We start from the raw sequence: 23,662 nt of genomic DNA, 5'->3' as shown, positions 1-23,662 counted from the left end.
TTTTCTTGTTATTTAATCAAGGGCGTAATGGTTACGCCCAAATCCGCCGGTTTGGCATGGTATAGCGAACTTAGAACGATACCGTCGACACCGCTTTGTGCATAGCAGCGGATATTTTGTTGATTAATGCCGCCCGCGATAATGACTTTTACGTGCGGATAGTTGTTTTTTAACTGTGCAATCCACTGGCTCAAGCTATCCACTTCAATCTTGTCGAACTGGATCAGATCGGCACCGGCCTGTGCCGCTTGCAACGCGTGTTTTAAAGTATCGCATTCAACCGATATTTTCTTTTCACATGCCGCCTGCTGTATCTGCGGAATTTTCTCTTTTAAGGCATCGCGTCCGCCGATAATATTGAGGTGGTTTTCAAAGATCAGAATAGTTTCGGACAGTCCAAGTCGGTGCGGGTGTGCGCCGCCGTTACTGATTGCTTTGATCATCGGTTTTTTCATGCCGGGAAGGTGCTTTCGGGTAACCAGAAGAGGAATGTGGCCAACCGCTTCAACTTCGGCAACCATTTTGGCGGTATGTGTGGCGACGCCGCACAGATACTCCAACAAATTCATGGCGACTTTCCAGCCACGGTGCAGAGCATCGGCACGCCCGTCGACAAGGAGAATTTCAGTTTCTGCTGTCACGTCTATGCCTGATGGCAACTGCAATTTGATCTCTGCTCCGAGCAGCTCGAAAATGCGTGCCGCTTCTTCCATCATGGTTAATCGTGTCGCATGCCGTGATTTGACCGACAGTCGGGCGGGTTGATTGTTAATTTCAAGAAGATGACCGGTAAGGTCTAGAAGAGGGGCATCTTCGTTAATCCAGGATTCAATTTCATGGGTTTGGAAATAAATCATTTTATCGTTGGTCGTGTTGTGTTGGTTGGTGTCGTGCAAGAAAGCAGAATTCCTTTAGGGGACCGTTCAGGCTGAGACATGCTTAGCGTTACAAAGGCCCGACTTGAAAAGGACGGTCAGTCGACAGCAACCATAACGTTGGATGCTTTGATAACCGCGTACGCCTGCTTGCCGACTTCAAGTTCCAGTGTTTCTACCGAACTGTTGGTAATAATCGAAACGATTTCGACACCATTGCCGACTTCAATGACAACTTCGCTGTTGATGGCTCCCATATGAATCGCCTTGATGGTGCCTTTTAGCTGGTTACGTGCACTAAATTTCATTTAAAACTCCTGAATTACGTTGTTACTTCTATTTTATATTTCGTTATGTATATATCGAAAGACGAGAAATCGGTATTGTCTGCTGCAAAAATGGATTGAACTCACTATTTGCATGCTTTATTTTTCATTATGTCTTTTGAGTAATAACGAAAAGAACGTAAATTTAAAGGCAGATATCAGTGAATGTCAATTGAATTTTCGACGGCGAATTCAGAAATTAAAGTATAAAAACGTTTTATAAATAGGTATTATTTATTTGTAGATAACAAAAGTTAATAGTTTCGGGTCGGTTCTATTTGCCGTTTGTTGAAAATTTTGCAACGAATTGAAACGCACTTACGCGGGCATAGCACCCGTTTATAATTCAGGAGAGTGACAATGAGAAAACCTTTCATCCATGCTGTTCTTGGTGCAGCGCTTCTTTCTGCGTCAAGCCAGGTTATGGCGAACGAAACCGGTGTCTGTAAAGCGGTCGTGCCGACAGCGCAGGCAATTCGCGCAACGCTGCATGCCAACTACCTGCCAAACTTCATCCCAATGATCGTTAACAGCGAAAAAGAACTTAATCTGACGGCGGAGCAGTGCCGTACTTTCAATAAGTTCCGCTCGGAAAAAGCGGTCAAAGGAAAGCAGTTGATTGAGAAGATCAATAAAATGGAGCAGGAGTCACGGGTCATGGCATTGCAGGGCGAGAGTCTTGAAGTCATCAAACAGCGTCATGCAAAAATCGCCGAACTTCGAGAGAAACTGGTTGAAGGCAAAATGAAGTGTCATCAGTTCGTTAAGAAAGTTCTGAGTGCCGAGCAATACGCCAAGTTGGTCAAGGAGATCTATCCGCAGATGCGTACCAAAGCGATGGAAATCATCAACGTTAAATAATGTTATTTGTTTGTACAGACAAGAAAGCCGGCATTGAGCCGGCTTTTTTATTTTTAAAGGAATGAATCGTGTAGGTTAAAACTCTTCCCATTCATCTCCGCCTTGGCTGTTGCTGGGAGCGGGGATCTGGGCGGTTTTGGCCGTGCTTTTGGTAGCCTTTTCCTGTGGCGCAGAAGATTTAGCTGGCTGTTTAGCAGCAGGTTTAGGTGCCGGTGCAGCTGACGAACTGATTTTCGGCGCAACATAACTAGGTTGGTTACCAGTTTTAAAGAAGGCCATATTTTGCTGGAGTACCTGCGCTTGCTCACTCATTGTCGCCGCTGCTGCAGAAGTTCTGTCGACCAGTGCCGAGTTTTGCTGGGTTGCTATATCGATATCACTGATCGCTTGGTAGACCTGGTTAACACCTTCGGACTGTTCGGCCGAAGCATTGGTGATCTGATGGATCATGCCGTTGGCTTTATCGATTGATTCGGTAATATTTTTGATGACTTTACCGGTCTCGCTGGCCAGTTTGGTTCCCTGGTCAATTCGCAACACGCTGGAATCAATCAATTGCTTAATATCTTTCGCGGCGTCCGCAGATTTTTGCGCCAGAGCACGTACTTCACCGGCAACGACCGCAAAACCGCGGCCGTGTTCACCGGCACGTGCCGCTTCGACCGCAGCATTCAATGCCAATAGGTTGGTTTGGAAAGCGATACTGTCGATCAGAGTAACAATTTCGGCAATTTCATGGCTGGAATCCTGAATCGAACCCATGGCTTCAATGGTTTTTTCCATGACCTGACCGGCTTGTTCGGTCTGGCTGTTAACTTCCTCGAACAGAACGGCCGCATGATGCGCACTTTCGGTGTTGTTCTGTACTGCCGAATTCATTTCTTCCATGGTTGCCGAAGTCTCTTCCAGAGCGGCCGCTTGCTGTTGTACACGGGAGCTCAAGTCGGTTGCGTCGCGCGAAAGCGTTCCGGCTTCGTCACTGACGGTGGAGGAAGTGTGTACCGCTTGATCAACGGTTTCCGCCAGTCGTTCGATTGACTGATTAATGGCGTTCTTAAGCTGTTCGAGTTCGCCCTGGTATTCGCCGTTAATGCGTTGTGTCAAGTCGCCGGAAGCCTGCGCGGTAACGACCTTGGTAATTTCGCTCAGTGCCTGTTCAAGTTCGTCCATCGATTGGTTGATACGTTCTTTAAGGGTTGTCAGTTCGCCGTTGGTTTTCAGGTTGACGCGACTGTTGAAACGTCCCTGACGCATATCCTGCATGACCAGGTTGATGCCCTGAATGATTTCGTTGGTTTCATTCATCGCCGTTTGCGCATTGTCCAGCATACTGCGGAAATCGCCTTGCGCCATTCCGGAGTTGATGGCAATGTCATATTCACCGTCTTTGAGTGATTGCATAACGTTCGAGAGTTCATGCATTACATGGGAAATATTTTGTGCGCTGCTGTTGACCCCGTCTTTCAGAGCGCCAAGATCTCCTTGGTACTCGCCGCTGATCTGGCGGGAGAAGTCGCCTGAGGCAATTGCTTTGACGACGTTATTGGCCTCGTCCAGCGCCTGGCTGATATTATTCAGCAGATTGTTTAAAGCGCTCGCGGTACGGCCGACTTCATCCTGATTCTGAACCGCAAATTTCTGACTGAAATCGCCGCTGTTTACGATATGATCGGTCATTTTCTGTACAGATTCCAACGGTCTGATAACGACTCGGGTGACGACCATCACCAGAATGCCCGAAAGAACGATAATGCCGAAAATAATCCCAAGAATCGACATCCAGGCGGAATTCATCGCCTGATCAATCGGGCCTTGATAGACTTTTTTGTCCAAAATGAAAATGTGTCGTCCGAAGGCCTGATTGTTCTCATCCAAGGCCGGTACGTCAATATAAGCTTTGTCACCATTTACATAGACATGGTGGTCGCTTTCGCCAACTTCTTTAAAGCTGCTTTTGACCATTTCCAGCGATTCAGGCTTAAACCAGCGATCGTTGGCAACGACATAATTATTTCCGATAGAGGTGTTTTTATTAAGAAGCTGAGCGTTGTTGAATTTATTCTGCAAATACTGCTTGCTGACAAGAAGTACCCAGTAGCCGTTGTTTTCTTTGACGAAAGTTTTGCTGACAGAAGCCAGACCTTGTGTCATTGAAAGCATACCGATCATTTCGCCTTGATACTGAACCGGCGACAGAGAGACTACGCCGACACCACGTTCGTCAATCGTTAAAGAACCGAAAGCCTGTTTGTCTTGCTGCACTTTTTTGAAAAAAGCATTTTGGGCATGATTGGTATTTGGAATGCCTTGGTGCCAAGACTGAATCAGCGATTGACCGTTAGGAGCGATTAATTCCGTCTTGATATTCTTATAATTTGTCTGATCGGCATAACGTTGGCGAATGGACTCGATCAGCTGCTTGGCGCCGGACAATTCGCCGCTTCTTAAAGAATTGATTGCCTGATCGTTAAAACTGAGTGCGGTTGAACCGGTAATTCCGCCCTGAACCTTTAAATGCAGCTGGTCGTCGATAAAGGTTTTCATTTGGTGAGTCAGTCTGCTTTCAACCTCACCTTTAACCGGAGCCACCGAAGTGAAATACAGGATTACGCCGATAATGAATGCGACGGAAAGGCCGACAAGGGTGGCGATGGTAATGACTTTTGTTCTGAGCGAAGATTGGGCGGACATAGATTTAGCCTCGATGGGGTTAGATCATTATTTATAAAATTACCGGGGATTTTATATACGCCTGGCGCGCTAAAGCACGTCAGAGCGTTATTAAACTGTAACGGCAGTAGCCGATAATCGTCAATTATTATAAGGTTATTCTTGGAATTATTACTTATAAACTTGATTAGGAAAAAGGTGTGTACTCAACTTCTTTGCAAAAGGCCAGGGCGATATGGTTTGCCTGTCGACCGAATTTTCTTTTATTAGGGCTGATTATGCCATTGTCTGCAGCGGCGCTGAGTTCCTATCAAGGCATTGATTGGCATCCCATGATACTCGCATTATTATTGATTAGCGCTTTGTTGGCGCATGCTGCGGTCAATTTGCGTAATGAAATCGAAGATACCGAATCCGGTCTCGATGCAATTACCCTTAAAACCGCTTTCAGCGGAGGTAGCGGGGCGCTACTCGATTTTCGGGCAGATCTTGGCTTTGCCGAACGCGCCTATCAAACCATGGTTGCCGTATTGATCGTGTTGGGGTTGTATTTTTCCTGGAAGGTAAGCCCGTGGCTGCTCGTTTTTGGCGGAATCGGCCTGATCTTGATCCGTTTTTACACTTCGACGATAACTCGACTGCCGTTGGTTTATTGGCTAGCGGCCGGGTTGGGATTCGGTCCGGTAATGCTTTTGGGGTCTTACTGGGTCATTGCCGGTCAGGCTGATAGTGCGGCAATGATTTTTGCATTAATCTGTTTTTTTCTGGTTAATAACCTCTTGCTGTTGAATCAGCTACCCGATATTCAGGCGGATCGAACCGTCGGTCGTACGAATGTCTGGATCGCCTATGGAAACAGCAACGCTTATTGGTTGTTTGTGTTCTCCTGTCTGGCCAGTCTGATTTTACTGTTGATTATGGCGCAGGTTCTGGAGCATAAGGTTCTTTATTTGCTGACGTTTTGGGGTGTCCCGATGCTCTGGATGGCGGTACATTTGAAAAAATGGCTCAAAGATCATCCGGACATGGCAATCAGCTTAGAAAATTTACCTATTTTGCGCCCAATTTTGGCAATGAATGTCATAATAAACCTCTTTTTTCCGTTGAGCATCGCTTCAGCTCTGATGATTTGAAACGGTGTCGTTTGAATAAAACTGCTACGAAGGAATTCGAATGTTTGCAACCCTTACTGATTTTGTCGGCAATACGCCGCTTGTCAAAGTTCAGCGTCTTCTCAATCCGCAAACCAACAGCGTGATTCTCGCCAAGCTGGAGGGGAATAATCCGGCGGGTTCGGTCAAGGATCGTCCTGCTCTGTATATGATTCAGCAGGCGGAAGCACGCGGAGAGATTAAACCGGGGGATACTCTGGTCGAGGCGACAAGCGGAAATACCGGTATTGCCCTGGCTATGGCAGCGGCATTGAAAGGGTACAAGATGAAGCTGATTATGCCGGACAATATGAGTATGGAACGCAAGGCGTCCATGTCCGCATATGGCGCCGAGTTGATTACGGTTTCCAAAGAAGAGGGGATGGAAGGCGCTCGTGATCTGGCTCAAAAAATGGTCAGGGACGGTCAGGGGGTTATGCTTGATCAGTTCTCCAATCCGGATAATCCGCTGGCTCATTATCATTCGACCGGTCCGGAGATCTGGCGCGATTCGCAGCAGAAAATCACCCATTTTGTCAGTGCCATGGGTACTACCGGAACCATTATGGGGACCTCCATGTATCTGAAAGAACAGAATCCAGATATTCAGATTGTCGGTGTGCAACCGCAGGAAGGCGCGGCAATTCCGGGGATTCGCCGTTGGCCGAAGGAGTATATGCCGAAGATTTACGAAGAGACTCGCGTAGATCGAATTATTGATATGTCTCAGACATTGGCCGAGGAAACGATGCGCGAGATGGCGCGCAAGGAAGGTATTTTTGCCGGTGTTTCTTCCGGAGGGGCTATGGCCGCGGCACTGAAGGTCGCCAATGAAGTGGAAAACGCTGTGGTGGTGACGATTGTCTGCGACCGTGGCGACCGTTATCTTTCCACGGGTGTTTTCAATTAAGCGCGTACAACAGGATCAAGCAGGATAAAAAGAAACAATGGCAAGGGAAATCGAACGTAAGTTTTTAGTCGAGGACGACAGCTGGAAAGCGTTAGCGCACAAGAAAACCCATTTTGCACAAGGCTACCTGACTCCGTTGAAAGGGGCAGTAAAGAGCTCGGTACGCGTACGTATCGAAGGTGAGCAGGCTAATATCAATATAAAAAGCCTTGAAATCGGTTTAAGTCGCGACGAGTATGAATACTCAATTCCTGTGGCGGACGCCGAAAAAATGTTAAAAACCCTGGCTGTCGGCCCGGTAATCGAAAAAATCCGTTATCTGGTGGACTACGGCAGTCATACCTGGGAAATCGACGAATTTCACGGAGATAATCAGGGGTTGATTGTCGCTGAAGTGGAAATGGCGTCCGAAGACGAGCAAATAGCGATGCCGGAATGGGCCGGCAAAGAGGTGACTCAGGAAGCACGCTATTATAATATTAGTCTTTCCGAATATCCGTACCAGAGCTGGAACGAAAACGAGAAAAAAGGATTTTAGTTATGCGACATCAGCCAAATAAACTTTTTAAAGGGCAGTGGAATCCACTTAAAGCACTTCCGAAGGCGTTGTTGATTGCAGGAGTTTTCGGGCTTTCACAAGGCGCTAATGCCAAAGCGAACGGACTGATCGACGTTTATCAGATGGCGTTGCAGTACGATCCTGTATTGGCTCAGGCAAAAGCACAGTATGAAGCCGATAAAGAACAGTTGAATGCGTTGGAAGGTGGGCTGTTGCCGCAGATTCAGGCTGGTGCCTCTTACACCAATTCCGACAGTTCGCTGTCCGGTTATGACGCAGAATATACCAATATGTCGCTGACGCTGAATCAGAGCGTTTATCAGCACGAACTCTGGGCGCGAATCGATCAGTCGGAAATTGCGCTACAGGCTTCACAGATCGCGTTGCAGACTGCAGAAGAAGAGCTGATCCTTAAAGTCACGGAAGCTTATTTCAATGTGTTGCTTGCCGAGCAGACATTGGAATTGTATAAGTCGCGTGAAAAGGCGGATCTGTTACAGCTGGAAAGCGCACAGGCATCGGCAGAAGTCGGTTTGGCGAGCCAGGTCGATGTCCTGCAAGCCAAATCCAGTTATGACCTGTCAAAGTCGAATCGAATTAACGCCGAAAACAGTTTGGATCTGGCGCAGGAAGAGCTGCTTAAAATTACCGGGAAGCCATTCGAATCTCTGAAAATGTTACCGCTTGAAACGCAGTTGCCGCACTATGAACTGAGTCTTGCCGAAGTGGAAACTCGTGCTCAGGAGACTAATCTGGGGGTTCGCGCTTCAGTTTATCAGGCGCAAATCGCCAAGCAGGAGATTGAAGTGCAGAAATCAGGGCACTGGCCAACGGTTTCTGCTCAGGCGCAATATAACGACCGGAATTACCAGACCGATCAATCTGACGTTTCCGATACCTCAATCGGGGTTAATGTGACGGTTCCGCTATACACCGGTGGCAGTACGACTTCCAATGTCAGCGCAGCGCGCTTTGCCAGTCAGAAGAGTAATGAGGCGTTGCGTGACAGTAAAAACCTGGCACGTCTTAATGCCCGCTCGCAGGTGCGAAACATCCAGCGTGGCGAAGTTTTGATTGCCGCACTGCGTGAAGCGGTCAAATCGAATGATGCTTTCTTGGAAGCGGCGGAAGAAGGTTATAAAGTCGGCCTTAAAGATATGCTTGAAGTTCTGAGTGCGCGTGCCAACCAAGTGGATGCGCGCAAAAATCTCGTTGAGGCGCTGCATAATCAGGTTTTAAACCGTCTACGTTTGGAATCGGCGCTTGGCGATTTGACGCCGCAGGATCTGGAAGAGTTCGACCGATTGCTTAAGGCGGGAAGCAACGCCTCCTAATGGACGGCGAATCTGGTTTATGAATGACTTTTATTGCCGTCGGCGTTTCTTAAAATATGTTTCATCGGCTGCGGCGGCTTCGTCCCTGCTGGCCGGCTGTTCTCAGCCTTTGGCCGACACCACGATTCGCATGGCGGTGACCGGACGGCCACAGATGCTTGACCCGCGCAAGGCAACCGATGCGCTTTCCAGCCGGGTTAACCGCCTGCTTTATCGTAAGTTAATCGATTTCAATGAACGTTTCGAACCGATCCCCGATCTTGCCGACTGGCAAAAGTTGTCAGATACCCACTACCGTTTTCGCCTCAGGGAACAAAGTCGTTTCATCAACGGCGATCTTCTGACCGCAGAAGATATCGCGGCAACCTATAACAGTGTTCTGGATAAGGATTTCGGTTCCGCGCATCGCGGTTCGCTGAAAAATATTCAGCGTATCGAAGTTATTGATCAAAACACGGTCGATTTTTTCCTGACTCAGGTGGACGCATTGTTTGTCGGTCGGTTGGTTATCGGTATCGTGCCGAAAAATCTGGTTGAAAAGCAACATCCGTTTCATCTCGATCCGGTCGGTTCCGGCGCCTGTCAGTGCCTGAAAATATCCGAGCAGTCGATCGTTCTGCAAAGGCGCAAAGACAAGGTTCTGTTGGAGTTCGTTCCGGTTAAGGATGCAACCGTGCGGGTACTTAAGTTGCTTAATAACGAAGTGGATCTGCTGCAGAACGATCTTTCTCCGGAACTGGTTAATTACTGCCAGCAGCAGGATGGGATCGCAGTCAGCTTTCGTGAAGGAACCAATTTCGGTTATATCGGTTTTAATTTTGAGGATACTTTATTAAAGCAGCCGGCACTGCGGCAGGCGATTGCGCATGGAATTAACCGTCAGGCGGTGATCGACAGTATGTTTAAAGGGCACGCGCGACTGGCTCAAGGGCTTCTGGTTCCTGAGCACTGGTGCGGTGTCGAAGGAATGCCGGACTACGAATATAATCCGCATAAGGCCCGCGAATTACTGCGACAGGTTGAAGTACCGCCCGAATTGCTGAAGAAAGACGCCCAGAACCGGACGGTGATCGAGCTGAGTTACAAGACTTCAAACGATCCGACGCGAATTCGTTTGGCGACCATTTATCAAGCGCAGCTCAAGCCGCTGGGAATTGAACTGAAGATTCAGAGTTATGACTGGGGGACTTTTTACAACGACATTAAAAAAGGCCGTTTTCAGCTTTACAGTCTGGCCTGGGTCGGTGTTAAAAGTCCGGATATTTTTCAGTATGTTTTCGCATCGAATGCGATTCCTCCGAAAGGCGCTAACCGTGGCCGCTATGTCGACCCGGTTGCCGACGATCTGATTTTGCGTGCCGGTCAAAGTCCGGATCTTGATGAACAGGCCGAACTTTATCGGCAGCTGCAACGTCGCCTGCATGCCAGTTTGGCAGCCATGCCTTTATGGTACGAGGATCAGTATGTGATCCACAGCAAGCAGCTTCGCGGCTATCGTCTTTTTGCCGATGGCCGTTTTGACGGCTTGCTTGATGTTCATAAAATTATTTGAAAACGTTTGTAACTACTTGTAAGTAAAGTCTTATCGTTTTAACTGTCAAGCCTGATCGGCTGGCGTCGATTGCCCCAGGTTCCCGGCGTCTCAGTAAATACCCCGGCAATTTCACCGTTGCAGTGATTGCATAAAGTTTTGCCGTCTGTAGTGTGTAAATTCCATTCTCCGAGGTCGTATCGGTAACGACCGATTACTTTTTTACCACAATGCGGGCAGTAAGTTCCTTGGCCTTCCGGGTCGAGCACATTTCCGGTATAGACATACTGCAATCCTGTCTGCATGGCAATTTTACGCGCCTTCTCAAGTGTCGCCGCTGGCGTAGCCGGATTATCCATCATCCGGTAGTCGGGATGATAGGCGGTAAAGTGCAGGGGAACCTGCTCTCCGCAATGCTCCGCGATCCATTCGCACATAGCGGCGATTTCCCGTTCACTGTCGTTTTCACCCGGAATCAGCAGGGTGGTCAGTTCCAGCCAGCAGTCGGTTTCCTGACTGACATATTCAATCGTTTCCAGCACCGGCTGTAGCTTTGCACCGGTTAATTGCTGGTAAAAGCGTTCGCTGAATCCCTTGAGATCGATATTGGCCGCATCCATCGCCTTGAAAAAGGATTCTCGCGGTTTTTCACTGATGTAGCCGGCGGTCACTGCGACATTTTTAACGCCAACTTCGCGGCAGGCTTCAGCGGTATCAAGGGCGTATTCATAGAAAATAACCGGGTCGTTGTAGGTATAGGCGACCGAAGCACAATTATGGCCTTGAGCTGCTTGGGCGAGGCTTTGCGGTGCTGCGCGATCAAGCAGTCGATCCATATCTCTGGCTTTGGACATATCCCAGTTCTGACAGAATTTGCATGCCAGATTACAGCCTGCCGTGCCGAATGATAGGACAGCGGATCCGGGAAGAAAGTGGTTTAACGGTTTTTTTTCGATCGGGTCGATGCAGAAACCGCTGGAACGCCCATAGGAAGTCAGCCACATTTTGTCGTCTTTACGGCCACGCACAAAACAGAATCCCCTTTGTCCTTCATGCAGTTTGCATTCGCGAGGGCAGAGATCGCATTGGATTAAACCGTTTTCGAGTTTGCGCCAATGGCCCACAGGAACAACAGAATCTTCGGCTAAATCGACATTTTTCATGGGTATTCTCTTGAAAATCATTTATTTACAGTTATATATATAGTGGCAAAGGCACTATTTTTTCAAGGGTTTTATAATTATGACATCGATTCGCGAAACGGCCGTGGCCGGTCTTTTCTATCCGGATAATGCAACGGTTTTAGGCGATTGGCTGGCCACGACACTCGGTTCTGAGGCAGGTACGAACAAAGTTGAAACGACAATTCCCCGAGCGATTATTGTTCCGCATGCCGGTTATATTTATTCCGGGGATACCGCAGCCAAAGGATTTGAATTATGGCAGGGTGCGCAAGATAAAATCCGCACGGTCGTCGTGCTGGGGCCGGCGCACAGAATCGGTTTTCGTGGTGTCAGCACGGTGGATTTTTCAGCATTGGCGACGCCGCTCGGTGAACTTGAGGTGGATTGTCGTTTACGTGATGAACTTTTACAGCGTTTTGACTTTCTGAGCATTCATAATGCTGCACATGCGCCTGAACACAGTCTCGAGGTTGAATTACCGTTTATAAAATATCTGTTGCCCGATGTGCAGGTTTTACCTCTGCTTAACGGTTCGGTATCCGTGCAGGATGAGATCGATTTGATTCGTGATTTATGGCGTAGAGAAGGCGTCTATTTCGTAATCAGTAGCGATTTGAGCCATTTTCTGGATTATGACAACGCCCGTAAAATTGATGCAGAAACGGCGGATTTAATTGAGGCTCGAGAGTGGCAGTCACTGTCCGCAGAGCGTGCTTGCGGTTATAAGGGGATTCAAAGCGTGCTTGCAGCGCGTGAAGATCGTTCATTACAGGTTGTGCGTTTGCAGACGTTGAATTCCGGTGATACCGCCGGAGATAAAAGCCGGGTTGTCGGTTACGGAGCCTGGGCGTTATATGAAAAATCGCACGAGGTGAGTTAAATGCAGCAGAGTGAAAATGAACTTGAACGCAAGCAAGCAGACACCGCTTACGCATTGACTGAGCCGCAGCAAAAATGCCTGTTGTCTTTGGCCAAGGGGTCGATAGAGAATGGATTGAACGGCTTTGAAAACAACCGGTTATCTACAGAATTTAATTTGGATGATCAGCTGTCCAGCCCCGGAGCCAGTTTTGTCACCCTGAATAAGGAACAACAGTTGCGCGGGTGTATCGGCAGTCTTATGGCGCACCGACCTCTGGCGGAAGATGTGGTTGCCAATGCCTATAATGCGGCTTTCAAGGATCCTCGTTTTGCGCCGGTACAGGTTGAGGAGATCCGTTTACTCGAAATGGAAATTTCCGTATTGAGTGCTCCGCAGGAAATACAGGGGATTGAGACTATGCAGCAACTGCTGGACACTCTGCAGCCTGATGTGGATGGCTTGATTCTGACGCAAGGTTTCAGACGGGCGACTTTTCTCCCTTCGGTTTGGGGGCAATTACCGGATAAGGGCGATTTTGTGCGGCAACTGATGCGCAAGGGCGGTATTGTGCAGTGGAGTCGTGAAATTCGTTGTGAGCGTTATCATTCGTTTAAATTTGGTGCCCAGTGGCAGGAGATCGAAGCGTCTTGACGCTGAATTACAGCGTAATTTTCAATAAAACGGCCAAGGCTTGTGAAAGCGTAGTTAAACAAGGTTAGAATAGTTGCCGCGCCGCTGATAAAGCGGGGCGGTTTTATTTTTTTATCCGATTGTTCACTCGGTACGGAAGCTGCAATTTTATAGCCGCCCGTACGTGTTTGTTGAATTTGTCCGGCAGGTGGTTGTTGTTTGAAGTTTTCGATTCAGGTTTCCATTGCAGATCAGCAACTCGATTTAACAGAAGATGGTCGAGTGCTTAAACGTTATTTGGTCAGTACAGCTCTCAAAGGTCCGGGCAATCTTAAAAATTCGGGGCAGACACCGATCGGCAAGCATTACATTCGCGCCAAAATCGGTGCCGGACAGCCTGAAAACACGGTTTTTGTCGGGCGCCGGGCAACTGGAGAAATTTATTCGCAATATCTGGCCGAAGCATACCCCGAACGCGACTGGATTCTGACCCGTATTCTCTGGTTATGTGGAACGCAGCCGGGTATCAACCGTCTCGGGAATGTCGATAGCATGCAACGTTATATCTATATTCATGGAACCCCGGATAGCGAACCGATGGGCGTTCCTTTATCGCACGGCTGTATCCGTATGCGCAATGCCGATATTGTGGAACTTTTCGATCAGGTTGGCTACGGAACCGAAGTGGAGATTGTTCTGTGATCGGGTTTATTCTGCGTCTGCTCGGATCGGTTCTGTTTGTTTCTTTTATCGTCGGAACGCTGGTTTTCATGCTGTTGCATCTGGTTCCAGGCGATCCGGTTGCCGTCATGCTCGGTGACTGGGCATCTCCGGCAGACGAGTTGGCGCTGCGAACGCAGCTCGGCCTTGATCTGCCGATCTGGCAGCAATACTGGCACTATCTTACCGGTCTTGTTCAAGGCGATTTAGGCAGCTCGTTATTTTATCAGCAGCCGGTTGCCGATCTGATTGGCGAACGTTTCCCGTTAACGGCTCACCTGGCGGTAATGTCGCTCTTGCTGGCCATTCTAATCGCCTTCCCTTTAGGAATCTGGGCCGCTTTGCGCGCAGGCCGGTGGCCGGATCATCTGTCCATGGGCGTTTCTCTGCTGGGGGTTTCCATTCCGAATTTCTGGTTGGGGCCGATGCTGATCCTGGTGTTTGCATTGTGGCTCGGTTGGTTGCCAGTCAGCGGCGCACAGCAACCCTGGTCCTGGGTTTTACCAACGGTGACTCTGGGGACGGCTTTGGCCGCCATTCTGGCGCGTATGTTACGCGCTTCTCTGCTTGAAGTGATGCATGAAGATTATATTCGTACGGCGCAGGCCAAAGGCTTGTCTTCGATTCAGGTGTATGGCCGGCATGCTCTGTTCAACGCGCTCCTGCCAGTAGTCACCATTCTCGGTTTGCAATTAGGAACCCTGTTGGGCGGAGCGGTGATTACCGAGGTAGTCTTCGACTGGCCAGGACTGGGCAATCTGCTGGTCGAATCGATTCAGCGGCGCGATTATCCGGTTGTACAGGGGTGTATTCTGGTCATCAGTGTCGCCTATATCAGTATCAACGGTCTGACGGAACTGGTGTATGCCTGGCTCGATCCGCGGATCCGTCTGGCGAAATAAAGGAATATCGGCTACTAACGATAGGTATTGTGATTAGGGATGATTGGTAAGTTCAGTTTTCTTCTTGTATTTCTATGGCTCCTAATGGCGGTGTCCGCGTTTTTTATCGGCGAGGGCGCTAACCAGGTCAATCTGAACCTGCTGTTGACTCCGCCCGGTAGCGAACATCTTCTCGGTACCGACGAACTCGGCCGTCCATTGTTGCAAAGAGTGGTTCTCGGCGCCCAGACCTCGTTAATGGTGGCGCTGAGTGTGGTCGTGTTCTCAGCGATGATTGGTACCACTATTGGTATTGTCAGTGCCTATTACGGCGGTTGGATAGACCGCGTTCTGACCAAAATTATCGATGTCTTTCTCGCTTTTCCCGGTCTGCTTCTGGCCATTGCGCTGGCGGCGGTACTTGGGCCGGGAATCGAAAATGTCATCTTTGCACTGGTTGTCGTTGGTTGGGTCGGCTTCGCCCGTCTGGCACGTGCACAGACCTTGAGTCTGCGCTCGCGCGAACATATTCTGGCGGCAAAAGCTTTGGCGGTTCCCAACTACCGGATTTTTTACCGTCACCTGCTGCCGTTGATTCTGGCGCCGCTCGGGGTAGAAGCCACTTTCGGCATTGCCGGTGCGGTCATCGCCGAGGCAGGACTGTCGTTTCTGGGCTTGGGTGTCCAGCCGCCCGAAGCGTCATGGGGGAATATGATCAAAGAAGGAACCCGTTACCTTCTGGTGGCACCTCATCTGGTGTTGGCGCCGGGAATTGCGCTTATGCTGCTGGTTCTGGCCGTCAATCTGTTAGGTGATCAGTTACGTGACTATCTGGATGTCAAAGGACGTCATCAGCATAAAGCTTAAGCGCTTGTGCCTGTTGATTATTGTGATTAATCCAGCCAGTGGATATCGTCGCCGCAATGAATTTCTCCACCTTGCAGGACTTCGCAGCGTGCGCCGCCTCGCCAGTCTGGTGTCAGAGCAGCTTTTAATCCGGGCGCCAATTCATCCATTCTCGAACAAGGATCGGTTTCTCGGGTGATTTTGCAGATAACGTTTTTACCGATTTGCAGTTGACGGCCGATATCCGACGGTGAAAAATCGATCTGGTCAGCCAGCAGATTGGCCCGGCGTTCCTGCCAGTCAATATCGGCTCCGGCTTGTGCACAGGCTTGTTGCCAGGCCTCTTGGCTGAGAATAGTGATACTGGTGCTGGCGCGCTTATTTCCCTGATGGTCCCCAAGCCCGTTTTCGGTATTGACAAAAGCGTGCTGATGAAGAGTAATAGGGCCTCGACTTTGTTGATGGGTTGCTATAGCCAGTAACTTCGGCATGGTAAAAACTCCGTATAGGGTAAAATCATCGGGTTGAATTTTTACTATTTTAAAGTGTTCCGATGACAGTAGGATGAAAAACGCAGCTGAATTTGCACAGGTAAACGGTATGAATAACAAAACAAGATGCAAAGGAATTGTATGGTAAATCAAGCCGGTAAGGCGATGTCCTTAGGTTCGATCATGGTTGATCTGCAAGGCACCTCAATGACCAGTCAGGAGCGGGAACGCTTGCTTGATCCGAAAGTCGCCGGCGTCATTCTGTTTAGCCGTAATTTCGAATCGGTCGAGCAGTTGCAGGCTCTGACGACGGAGATTCATAAATTACGGCATCCGCGTTTACTGATAGGCGTCGATCATGAAGGCGGTCGGGTACAGCGTTTCCGCCAGGGCTTTACCCATCTTCCCCCTATGCGTCTGCTGGGCGCTTTATACCAAAAAGACAAGAAAGCGTCGCTTGATTATGCTCATAAGATCGGCTGGCTAATGGCTGCCGAATTGCTAAGTGTCGGTGTCGATTTCAGTTTTGCGCCTGTGCTCGATCTTGATTATGGCGGTTCCAAGGTGATTGGCGACCGGGCATTTGCGGCGCAGCCGAAAGAGGTCGGTGAACTGGCACTGCATTTGATGAATGGTATGAAACAGGCGGGAATGGCGTCGGTTGGCAAACATTTTCCGGGGCATGGATTTATCGAGGCCGATACGCACACTGAAACAGCGATTGATCCGCGTACGCTGCAACAGATTCAACAGCAGGATATGCAACCCTTCCTGAGTCTGATTGAGAACGGTTTGGATGCAATTATGCCGGCACATGTCATCTATCCTCAAGTGGATTCCAAGCCGGCGGGCTTCTCCGAATTCTGGTTACAGAGAGTCTTGCGTCAGCAATGCCATTTTGAAGGCGCGATTATCAGTGATGATCTATCCATGCAGGCAGCCGTTGAATACGGCGATGTTACCCAGCGAGTCGAGGCCGCCTTGCAGGCCGGTTGCGATCTGGTTCTGGTCTGTAACGATCCTCAGGCTGCGGATCAGGTGTTGGCCAAAGTGCAATGGGTCGGCGATCTTCTGAGTCACGCCAGACTGATTCGTCTGCATGCGCATCATCAGCACCAGATTCATAAACTGCGCTATGAACCTCTCTGGCAGGCTGCGGTACAGGCCGTGGATCATCTCAACGCCTGGGCGGAAAAACATGTCACAGATAACACTGCAGGCGAGTTTTCCGCGTCACTGTTAAATTAATTTCCAATTAAATCAATTCATAAAGGTCTAATCAATGACATTCGGCATGCAAAGCTTAATGGAACTCTGGGAATATCTGGTTATGCTGTTCGGTGGACAGGTATGGCTTCTGATGGTTACGCTGATCTTAACCGCAACGGCGGTGGCCGATGTGATTCAAAGAAAGGTTTTGAGTGTTCTGCATAATCAGCTGGTCAGACGAGAAAAAATCTGGCTGGACAGCTTTGTGGATGCGGCGCGCTCGCCGGCTTCCTTTTTTATCTGGGTCACCGGGACCGTTCTGGCGTTAAATACGTTGATACTCAAAGTCGGCGTTTATGTCGAACTGATTAAATATATTACCGACTTCAAGTCGACCATTCTGACCTTGTCGGTCGGTTGGTTTGTGATTCGTCTGGTACAGCGTCTGGAGCTGCATCTCAAAGACGTAGCCAAAGAAGACGATCGTTTGGATGAAGTGACGGTCGAAGCGCTGGCTAAAATCATCAAGCTACTGGCGTTTGTTCTGACAGGTCTGTTTTTCCTTAGTGCATTCGGGGTCAGTATGACCGGGTTGCTCGCTTTTGGTGGGGTCGGGGGGATTGCCGTCGGTTTTGCTGCCAAAGATCTGTTGGGCAATGTGCTTGGCGGTTTGATGATCTATCTGGACAAGCCATTCACGGTAGGCGAATGGATCCGTTCGCCGGATAAAGATATCGAAGGGACGGTTGAAAATATCGGCTGGCGTATGACGACGGTGCGTACTTTCGATAAGCGTCCTTTGTATATCCCGAATGGGATTTTTGCCAATATCTCGATCGAGAATCCGTCGCGTATGACCAACCGGCGGATTAAAGAAACCATGGGGATCCGTTACGCCGATGTCGGGAGAATGCGACTGATTGTCGATGATGTGCGCAGTATGCTGCTCAATCACCCGGAAATTGACACTAACCAAACCTTGATTGTTAATTTCAATGGTTTTGGCGCTTCGTCACTGGATTTCTTTATTTATACCTTTACCAAAACCACCAACTGGATTCTGTTTCACGAGATTAAGCAGGACGTACTACTGAAAGTGAGTGAAATCGTTGAGAGTCATGGTGCGGAGATGGCCTTCCCGACACGCACTTTGTATATCGAGAAGGATGAGGTGGAAACTGCGGCAAGCGATTCAGCGTCAGAGCAACGCTGACGCTGGATTAAAAGTTGGCCGCAGTCGTGTGGTGGCGCTCAAGCTTCGCCTTGAGGTTGGTCAAAGACTGATAGGGCATGTCTACCGCCATGCTGTTGGCCAAACAACTCGGCAATAGTCCGCCGGGCTGTGCCGCCATTTCAAAAATGACCCGAGTCGTGTTGTCATTGATTTTCTGCAGCTTCCAAAAGCCGTTCAATTCGGTAATGCGTACCTTATTTTCTTTTAACGGGAGCGCATCCGGTTTCGCTTGCAGAGTGATCGTGATTTCGTCCTGTTTTGCATCGTCGACGGTGACCTGGGTTACGCTGTCACGATCGCTGACAGGCCATGGGGCGTTGGTCACACTGTAAATCAAAAATTGTTTGTCTCCGGTCTGTTTAATACGCTTTGCTTCCAGAGTGTTGAAATACCACTCTTTGGCTTTTGGCGTATCGGAAATAAAATCAAACACTTGCTGAATCGGGGCGGCAATGGTGACCTCGCCGCGAAACGCCTTGAATTCAGAGTTTTCAACTTTTTTGGTCCATACGCGCACATCGTTATTATCAACGGTAGTCTGTTCCTGCCACGCCTGAGCCATCCCGGTATAGAAGAATAAACTGATAGCAGCCGCAGTCATAAACTGTCGTAAAGTCATTGCGGAAACCTCTTATATAAGAAAATACTGATATGATTATATCTAAAAGTTGCGCAAAATAATATAAGTAAATGATTATATTATTTAATGATAAGTCTTAAGAAAGGGCTTATTCGATTAGAATAAGTTATTGAAAACTAAGGAATGACGGGGGGTTACAGGATAATGACTTCCGGTTCCAGATAGACACCGAACTTGTGGTTAACGGCTTCCTGAACCTGTTGAGACAATTCGACCAGTTCGTTGCCTTTGGCACCGCCAAGGTTGACGATGACCAACGCATGTTGTGCGGAAACACCGGCCGCGCCGATATGTTTACCTTTCAAGTCACATTGTTCGATCATCCAGGCTGCGGGAATCTTGTAAGTTCCGTCGAGCATTTTGTGGTGCGGCAGATCCGGATTCTGTTCTTGAAGTTGCTTGAAATAGTCGGCATCGACCACCGGGTTTTTGAAAAAGCTTCCGGCATTACCCTCTACGGCAGGATCCGGAACACGTTGCTTACGGATTTCGACAACGCGGTCGAACACCATTTTCGGCGTGATACTGTCTTTATTGATAATGTCTCTGAAAGAGTCTCTTAGAGGTTCGTAGGAAAGGTTGGGTTTGCCGCTGGCAAATTTTCTCAGTCGAACCGTGATGCGGAATACCATCAGGCGGTTGATGTATTCCTGTTTGAAGATACTGGTGCGATAGCCGAAGTTACATTCGGCATTGCGGAACTCTCTATGCTGGCCGTCAAATACGTTCAATGTTTGCACGCGGGTAATCACATCCTGTGCTTCAGCACCGTAGGCCCCGATATTCTGAACCGGTGCTGCACCGACCGAGCCCGGAATCAGGGCAAGGTTTTCAAGCCCCCACCAGTTGTTTTCGACGCTATATTTAACCAGATCGTGCCACTTGACTCCGGCACCGACCGTCAGCCAGACGTTTTCGTTGTCTTCTTTGACGACGCGGATTTTATTGTAACTGCATCTCAGTGTCAGACCCTGGAAGTCATGGGTAAACAGGAGATTACTGCCGTCGCCGATAATTCGCCAAGGCAGTGAGGCCAGTTTTACATCGGTTCGCAGGGTCAGAATATCACTCTGCTTATTGATCTCGACGTAGTATTGACTGCTTACATCGACATGAAATGTGTTGTGTTTGAGTAGGGAGTAGTTGGCCTGAATGTGCATAGCATTTGTGTATAATGATTCCGCAGTAGGGGAGTATTATAAAGGAATATTTATGGGGCAACTAAATCTTTCTAAGGAATCTTGGTCATCCCAGACAGTCTTTATTTTAGCCGCCGTCGGTTCGGCCGTTGGCTTGGGAAATTTATGGAAGTTTCCCTATATTACCGGTGAAAACGGCGGTGGTGCATTCGTCTTAGTTTACCTGATCTGTATTTTGCTGATCGGAGTTCCGGTTTTGATCGCCGAATTTCTTCTTGGCCGCTCCGGCGGTGCCAACCCCCTGCAAACCATGGCCAACCTTACGCGACGGCACAAAGCCTCGAAACTCTGGTGGCTCCTCGGGCTGAACGGAGTCCTGGCCGGCGTCCTGATTCTCTCTTTTTATACGGTGATCGCCGGTTGGGGCGTCGCCTATTTCATCAGCAGTTTGCAGGGCAGTTTTGATCAGATTTCATCTGATGCTGTCGGCGCACATTTCTCAGGATTATTGCAAAGCCCTTATGAACTCCTGTTCTGGCATACGGTTGTCAGTATTGCGACGGTGATGATTGCCTCGCGAGGCGTTCGCAGCGGCATCGAAAAAGCGATTAACTTTATGATGCCGGGTTTGCTGATTATTCTGTTGATTCTACTCGGTTACGCGACCACCACCGGCGCTTTCGGCCAGAGTTTCAGCTTTCTGTTCAGTCCGGATTTTTCCAAACTTAGCTGGGAAGCGGTTTTGATTGCGATGGGCCACGCTTTCTTTACCTTGAGTATCGGGATGGCGGCAATGATGGTTTACGGCTCTTATCTGGGTGAAAAACAGTCGATTATTAAGGCGGGTCTGTGGATTGCGGCTGCAGACACATTAATTGCACTGCTTGCCGGTCTGGTTATCTTCTCGATTGTCTTCGCCAACGGCATGGAACCGGGCTCCGGACCGGGGCTTCTGTTTCAGACGCTGCCGGTCGCTTTCGGTCAGATGTGGGGCGGTGTCTTTTTCGGAACACTGTTTTTCGCCCTGGTGGTGATGGCGGCACTGAGCTCGGCTATTTCGTTGATTGAACCGGCCTTGAGCTGGATGGAGCAGAGCTGGGGAATGAAGCGTTCCAAGGCGGCGTGGTTGCTCGGATCGGTGATCTGGTTTATCGGGATCGGTACGGTTTTCTCTTTCAACCGCTGGGAAGATTTCGATGTATTGGGCGGACGCAACATCTTCGAAACATTGGATTTCATTACCACCAATATCATGCTTCCTCTCGGCGGAATGTTGATGTGTGTGTTTGTCGCCTGGGTTATGAATGATCAGGTACGTGAAGATCAGTTGAAGTTGGCGCCTTTATGGATGAAACTGCTGGTTTTCGATCTCAAGTGGATTGCACCGGTCGCGGTAATGGTGGTGTTTGCCTCCAATCTGGTCGCCGCCGACAGTACCGTTATTATGGTCGGCATCACTCTGATGCTCTATTCCGCCTATATCTGGCAGCGAAAAAGTCGTTTGGCCTAAGCCGCAGTGAAATCTTTCCAGGGTGCAGTCTTAAAAAAGCGCCTGGCGAGGCGGCCTAGGGCTCTCTGGAAATGATGCCGCTTGCTTTAGTCGTGACTGCTTTCTTTATAGTCCTGAGTCCAGACAGGATCGAATTCGATCTGGTTTAATTCCAGTCCCAGATCCGACATACGTTTTTCCAACTCTTCTTTCTCTCGCTGTATATCCAGCAACGCCGAACTGTTTTGATCGAATTTGTGCATTTGCGTCAGTCCAAGATGGTAGAAGCGCAGAATTTTCATCGCTTGCTCATCGCCTTGCTGTGCCGATTCCTGAATATGACGCAAACGATTGGTGACATGCATCAAATTACGTTTCAGGCGAAAGCCGTACATTGCCTCGTGCATAAAAGGTTTGTCGGCCATAAACGTCTTGACGATAAACGCGGTGATCAGCAGACCGACAAATGCACCCAAAAAGTTCAGAACCAGATGGTTATTATTGTAAGGCCCGAGGTAGTGAACGCTTAGGCTGGCAAAAATAAAGCCGATCACAATAAAGATAGCCATCATGATTAAGGTCGCGTTACGTGATTTTTTACGATAGACCTTTGGGTCGATAGGTTCGATCTGAAACATAGCCGCTCCGTTTTCCTGTTTGTTAATCCATTAATGACAGACGGCTATTTTAGAGAGAATTTGAAATTTGTCAGCTATTCGGCAGGAATTTTCCTGCACGACAGGGGTTCGATGTTGTCTGCGCAGGAGAGGAAGGTTTTATTTGACGCCTTCCAGTCTTCCGGTGGTGTCGATATCGTGATAGCGTTTGCAGGCTTCGAACACATATTGGCTGCAGGCGATGCTGTAGAACTGTTTCGCCTTAATCAGATCCTGTTTGACCAGCTGCTCATATCCGGTCGCATACATATTCGCCAGAGCAAACGCGCCTTGCGGCGAGTTCTGAGCACTTGCCGACTTGAGAAGCTCGATGGCCTGCGTCGGGTTTTTATTGATTTTCCCTTCCAGAATCCATTTAGACATAATGACTTTGGCTTGCGGATTATCTTTGTCGACGGCTTTTTGCACCCAGTTACGTGCCTTGTTGGAGTCCGCGCTGATCCCCGGAGCACCTTGTTCATACAGCATTGCCAAGCGGGTCATTGCCAAAGGTTCACCGCGGTTAGCGGCTTTATCAAACCAGAAAAGGGCGTTTTTTGCATTGCGTTTGACGCCGACGCCGTCGGCATACATGACACCGGTGTTATACATCGCCAGAGAGTAGATCGGATCCTGCAATTCTTGACGCAGCGCCTGACGCGACAGCTCGCGATGCCAGTGAAATGACTGCTGATAGTCGACGCTACGGGAATTCATTGCATCGCCGTAGATTCGCGCCAGTTGGTAACGGGCTTTCGGATCGCCTTTGATTGCCGCCTGACAAATCTTCAGGGCTTCGCCTTGAAAAGTATTCAGACAGGCATTGGGGTTGAAAGCATACAATTGCTGGCTGATCAGCATGACGCTCAGTGCGGTGAGCAGTTTTCCGATGACGGAAAAACGTGAGTTTGTATGATTGTCGGTGTTGGGAGAGCTAAGTAATTTCATAGAGTTCTGTTGTAGTGTTTATATGGTTTCCGCAAAGGTCTTTTAATTACGGCACTTACCGGTGTTGATGCTGAAAAATGCGATTAAAAACTGCTAGTTAATATAACGGACTCGTTATGGATTAACAATCGCTTCTTGCCGTTAAATGGCATGTGTTTACATTTTACTTATCAGCCGGAACAAAGGGTATTGTTATCAGTGCCTTGCAAATTAGTGGTTGAATTCCCAAAGTTTCCCGCTATACTGATCGGCAAATTTGTCGGAGTGCCTTTAGACATAGGCTGAGATCGCGCAAGCGGGATCCGTTGAACCTGATCTGGTTAGTACCAGCGAAGGGAACAATCGTCAGAATGAGACCTTAGTACTGCATGACTGTTTTCAATTTCTTGAAGACAATTCTGTCAGTGACACCTTACTCAGATTCTTTCGAATCCAAGGTTTTTCATTTCCTCTATTTAGATGTCTATCGAGTTCTTCGCCTAATTAAATTTATCGTTAATTATTAATAGGCAAGAA

At 48.8% G+C, this 23,662-nt stretch carries 23 protein-coding genes and 1 riboswitch; of the genes, 14 read left to right on the top strand and 9 right to left on the bottom strand.

Annotation, left to right across the window (positions count from 1 at the left end):
• Window positions 1-8 precede the first annotated feature (8 nt).
• Window positions 9-896, bottom strand: coding sequence for a ModD protein (modD, locus tag HQN79_RS06770; protein ID WP_173285186.1), 888 nt, complete (start codon window positions 894-896; stop codon window positions 9-11).
• Between the two features lie 77 nt (window positions 897-973).
• A complete protein-coding gene (locus HQN79_RS06765) occupies window positions 974-1,183 on the bottom strand; it encodes a TOBE domain-containing protein (protein ID WP_173285185.1) in 210 nt (69 codons plus the stop codon).
• 378 nt (window positions 1,184-1,561) lie between these two features.
• On the opposite strand from HQN79_RS06765, the gene HQN79_RS06760 reads away from it, so the two are divergent.
• A complete protein-coding gene (locus HQN79_RS06760) occupies window positions 1,562-2,062 on the top strand; it encodes a hypothetical protein (protein WP_173285184.1) in 501 nt (166 codons plus the stop codon).
• Between the two features lie 75 nt (window positions 2,063-2,137).
• On the opposite strand, the gene HQN79_RS06755 is transcribed toward HQN79_RS06760, so the two are convergent.
• A complete protein-coding gene (locus HQN79_RS06755; protein ID WP_173285183.1) occupies window positions 2,138-4,753 on the bottom strand; it encodes a methyl-accepting chemotaxis protein in 2,616 nt (871 codons plus the stop codon).
• A 257-nt stretch (window positions 4,754-5,010) separates the two neighbouring features.
• Here HQN79_RS06755 and HQN79_RS06750 point away from each other — a divergent pair, with 257 nt between their 5' ends.
• From HQN79_RS06750 to HQN79_RS06730, 5 genes are read left to right on the top strand one after another with little or no spacing between them, the layout of a single operon-like run.
• Window positions 5,011-5,865 (top strand): prenyltransferase, encoded by an 855-nt coding sequence (locus HQN79_RS06750; RefSeq protein WP_173285182.1) that lies wholly within the window; start codon window positions 5,011-5,013, stop codon window positions 5,863-5,865.
• A 40-nt stretch (window positions 5,866-5,905) separates the two neighbouring features.
• Window positions 5,906-6,793 (top strand): cysteine synthase CysM, encoded by an 888-nt coding sequence (gene cysM, locus HQN79_RS06745; protein WP_173285181.1) that lies wholly within the window; start codon window positions 5,906-5,908, stop codon window positions 6,791-6,793.
• A gap of 37 nt (window positions 6,794-6,830) precedes the next feature.
• On the top strand, window positions 6,831-7,331 hold the full coding sequence (locus HQN79_RS06740; RefSeq protein ID WP_173285180.1) for a CYTH domain-containing protein: 501 nt from the start codon (window positions 6,831-6,833) through the stop codon (window positions 7,329-7,331).
• A 2-nt stretch (window positions 7,332-7,333) separates the two neighbouring features.
• The gene (locus HQN79_RS06735; protein WP_173285179.1) at window positions 7,334-8,686 is read left to right on the top strand and encodes a TolC family outer membrane protein; all 1,353 of its coding nucleotides are present in this window, start codon (window positions 7,334-7,336) and stop codon (window positions 8,684-8,686) included.
• Window positions 8,687-8,705: 19 nt separating this feature from the next.
• A complete protein-coding gene (locus HQN79_RS06730) occupies window positions 8,706-10,238 on the top strand; it encodes an ABC transporter substrate-binding protein (protein WP_173285178.1) in 1,533 nt (510 codons plus the stop codon).
• 38 nt (window positions 10,239-10,276) lie between these two features.
• Here HQN79_RS06730 and amrS read toward each other — a convergent pair whose 3' ends face one another.
• Window positions 10,277-11,380: an AmmeMemoRadiSam system radical SAM enzyme gene (gene amrS / locus HQN79_RS06725; protein WP_173285177.1), complete on the bottom strand. Its 1,104-nt coding sequence runs from the start codon at window positions 11,378-11,380 to the stop codon at window positions 10,277-10,279.
• A 79-nt stretch (window positions 11,381-11,459) separates the two neighbouring features.
• Here amrS and amrB point away from each other — a divergent pair, with 79 nt between their 5' ends.
• The 5 genes from amrB to HQN79_RS06700 all read left to right on the top strand — a co-directional run bounded on the left by amrB (window position 11,460) and on the right by HQN79_RS06700 (window position 15,361).
• Window positions 11,460-12,281 carry an AmmeMemoRadiSam system protein B gene (amrB, locus tag HQN79_RS06720; protein WP_173285176.1) on the top strand — a complete coding sequence of 274 codons (822 nt, stop codon included), beginning with the start codon at window positions 11,460-11,462 and terminating at the stop codon, window positions 12,279-12,281.
• Window positions 12,282-12,914, top strand: coding sequence for an AmmeMemoRadiSam system protein A (gene amrA, locus HQN79_RS06715; protein ID WP_173285175.1), 633 nt, complete (start codon window positions 12,282-12,284; stop codon window positions 12,912-12,914).
• Between the two features lie 198 nt (window positions 12,915-13,112).
• Window positions 13,113-13,595 carry a L,D-transpeptidase gene (locus HQN79_RS06710; RefSeq protein WP_173285174.1) on the top strand — a complete coding sequence of 161 codons (483 nt, stop codon included), beginning with the start codon at window positions 13,113-13,115 and terminating at the stop codon, window positions 13,593-13,595.
• Window positions 13,592-14,515: a nickel ABC transporter permease gene (gene nikB / locus HQN79_RS06705; RefSeq protein WP_173285173.1), complete on the top strand. Its 924-nt coding sequence runs from the start codon at window positions 13,592-13,594 to the stop codon at window positions 14,513-14,515. Before HQN79_RS06710 ends, nikB begins: the two co-directional genes overlap by 4 nt.
• Before the next feature lie 84 nt (window positions 14,516-14,599).
• Entirely contained in the window at window positions 14,600-15,361 is a 762-nt protein-coding gene (locus HQN79_RS06700; RefSeq protein ID WP_338065230.1) for an ABC transporter permease, read from the top strand.
• A 26-nt stretch (window positions 15,362-15,387) separates the two neighbouring features.
• Here HQN79_RS06700 and HQN79_RS06695 read toward each other — a convergent pair whose 3' ends face one another.
• A complete protein-coding gene (locus tag HQN79_RS06695; protein ID WP_173285171.1) occupies window positions 15,388-15,831 on the bottom strand; it encodes an MOSC domain-containing protein in 444 nt (147 codons plus the stop codon).
• Between the two features lie 141 nt (window positions 15,832-15,972).
• Here HQN79_RS06695 and nagZ point away from each other — a divergent pair, with 141 nt between their 5' ends.
• A complete protein-coding gene (gene nagZ / locus HQN79_RS06690; protein ID WP_173285170.1) occupies window positions 15,973-17,079 on the top strand; it encodes a beta-N-acetylhexosaminidase in 1,107 nt (368 codons plus the stop codon).
• Between the two features lie 34 nt (window positions 17,080-17,113).
• Window positions 17,114-18,253: a mechanosensitive ion channel family protein gene (locus HQN79_RS06685; protein WP_238843327.1), complete on the top strand. Its 1,140-nt coding sequence runs from the start codon at window positions 17,114-17,116 to the stop codon at window positions 18,251-18,253.
• Between the two features lie 7 nt (window positions 18,254-18,260).
• Here the strand turns inward: HQN79_RS06685 and HQN79_RS06680 are convergent, their stop codons facing one another.
• Both HQN79_RS06680 and murB read right to left on the bottom strand, forming a co-directional pair.
• Window positions 18,261-18,893: an START domain-containing protein gene (locus HQN79_RS06680; RefSeq protein WP_173285169.1), complete on the bottom strand. Its 633-nt coding sequence runs from the start codon at window positions 18,891-18,893 to the stop codon at window positions 18,261-18,263.
• A gap of 155 nt (window positions 18,894-19,048) precedes the next feature.
• Complete coding sequence (murB, locus tag HQN79_RS06675) at window positions 19,049-20,074, bottom strand: UDP-N-acetylmuramate dehydrogenase (protein WP_173285168.1); 1,026 nt, start codon at window positions 20,072-20,074, stop codon at window positions 19,049-19,051.
• A 52-nt stretch (window positions 20,075-20,126) separates the two neighbouring features.
• Between murB and HQN79_RS06670 the strand changes: the two genes are divergently transcribed.
• Complete coding sequence (locus HQN79_RS06670; protein ID WP_173285167.1) at window positions 20,127-21,563, top strand: sodium-dependent transporter; 1,437 nt, start codon at window positions 20,127-20,129, stop codon at window positions 21,561-21,563.
• Between the two features lie 86 nt (window positions 21,564-21,649).
• Here HQN79_RS06670 and HQN79_RS06665 read toward each other — a convergent pair whose 3' ends face one another.
• Both HQN79_RS06665 and HQN79_RS06660 read right to left on the bottom strand, forming a co-directional pair.
• A complete protein-coding gene (locus tag HQN79_RS06665; RefSeq protein WP_173285166.1) occupies window positions 21,650-22,180 on the bottom strand; it encodes a DUF3087 family protein in 531 nt (176 codons plus the stop codon).
• A 138-nt stretch (window positions 22,181-22,318) separates the two neighbouring features.
• On the bottom strand, window positions 22,319-23,146 hold the full coding sequence (locus HQN79_RS06660) for a tetratricopeptide repeat protein (RefSeq protein WP_173285165.1): 828 nt from the start codon (window positions 23,144-23,146) through the stop codon (window positions 22,319-22,321).
• Window positions 23,147-23,396: 250 nt separating this feature from the next.
• Window positions 23,397-23,501, top strand: a riboswitch (TPP riboswitch).
• The last annotated feature ends 161 nt before the right edge of the window (window positions 23,502-23,662 follow it).

This window comes from Thiomicrorhabdus xiamenensis (assembly GCF_013282625.1).
Taxonomy (GTDB): domain Bacteria; phylum Pseudomonadota; class Gammaproteobacteria; order Thiomicrospirales; family Thiomicrospiraceae; genus Thiomicrorhabdus; species Thiomicrorhabdus xiamenensis.
The sequence above is the reverse complement of the archived record's forward strand: the minus strand, read 5'-3'. Positions and strand labels throughout refer to the sequence as shown.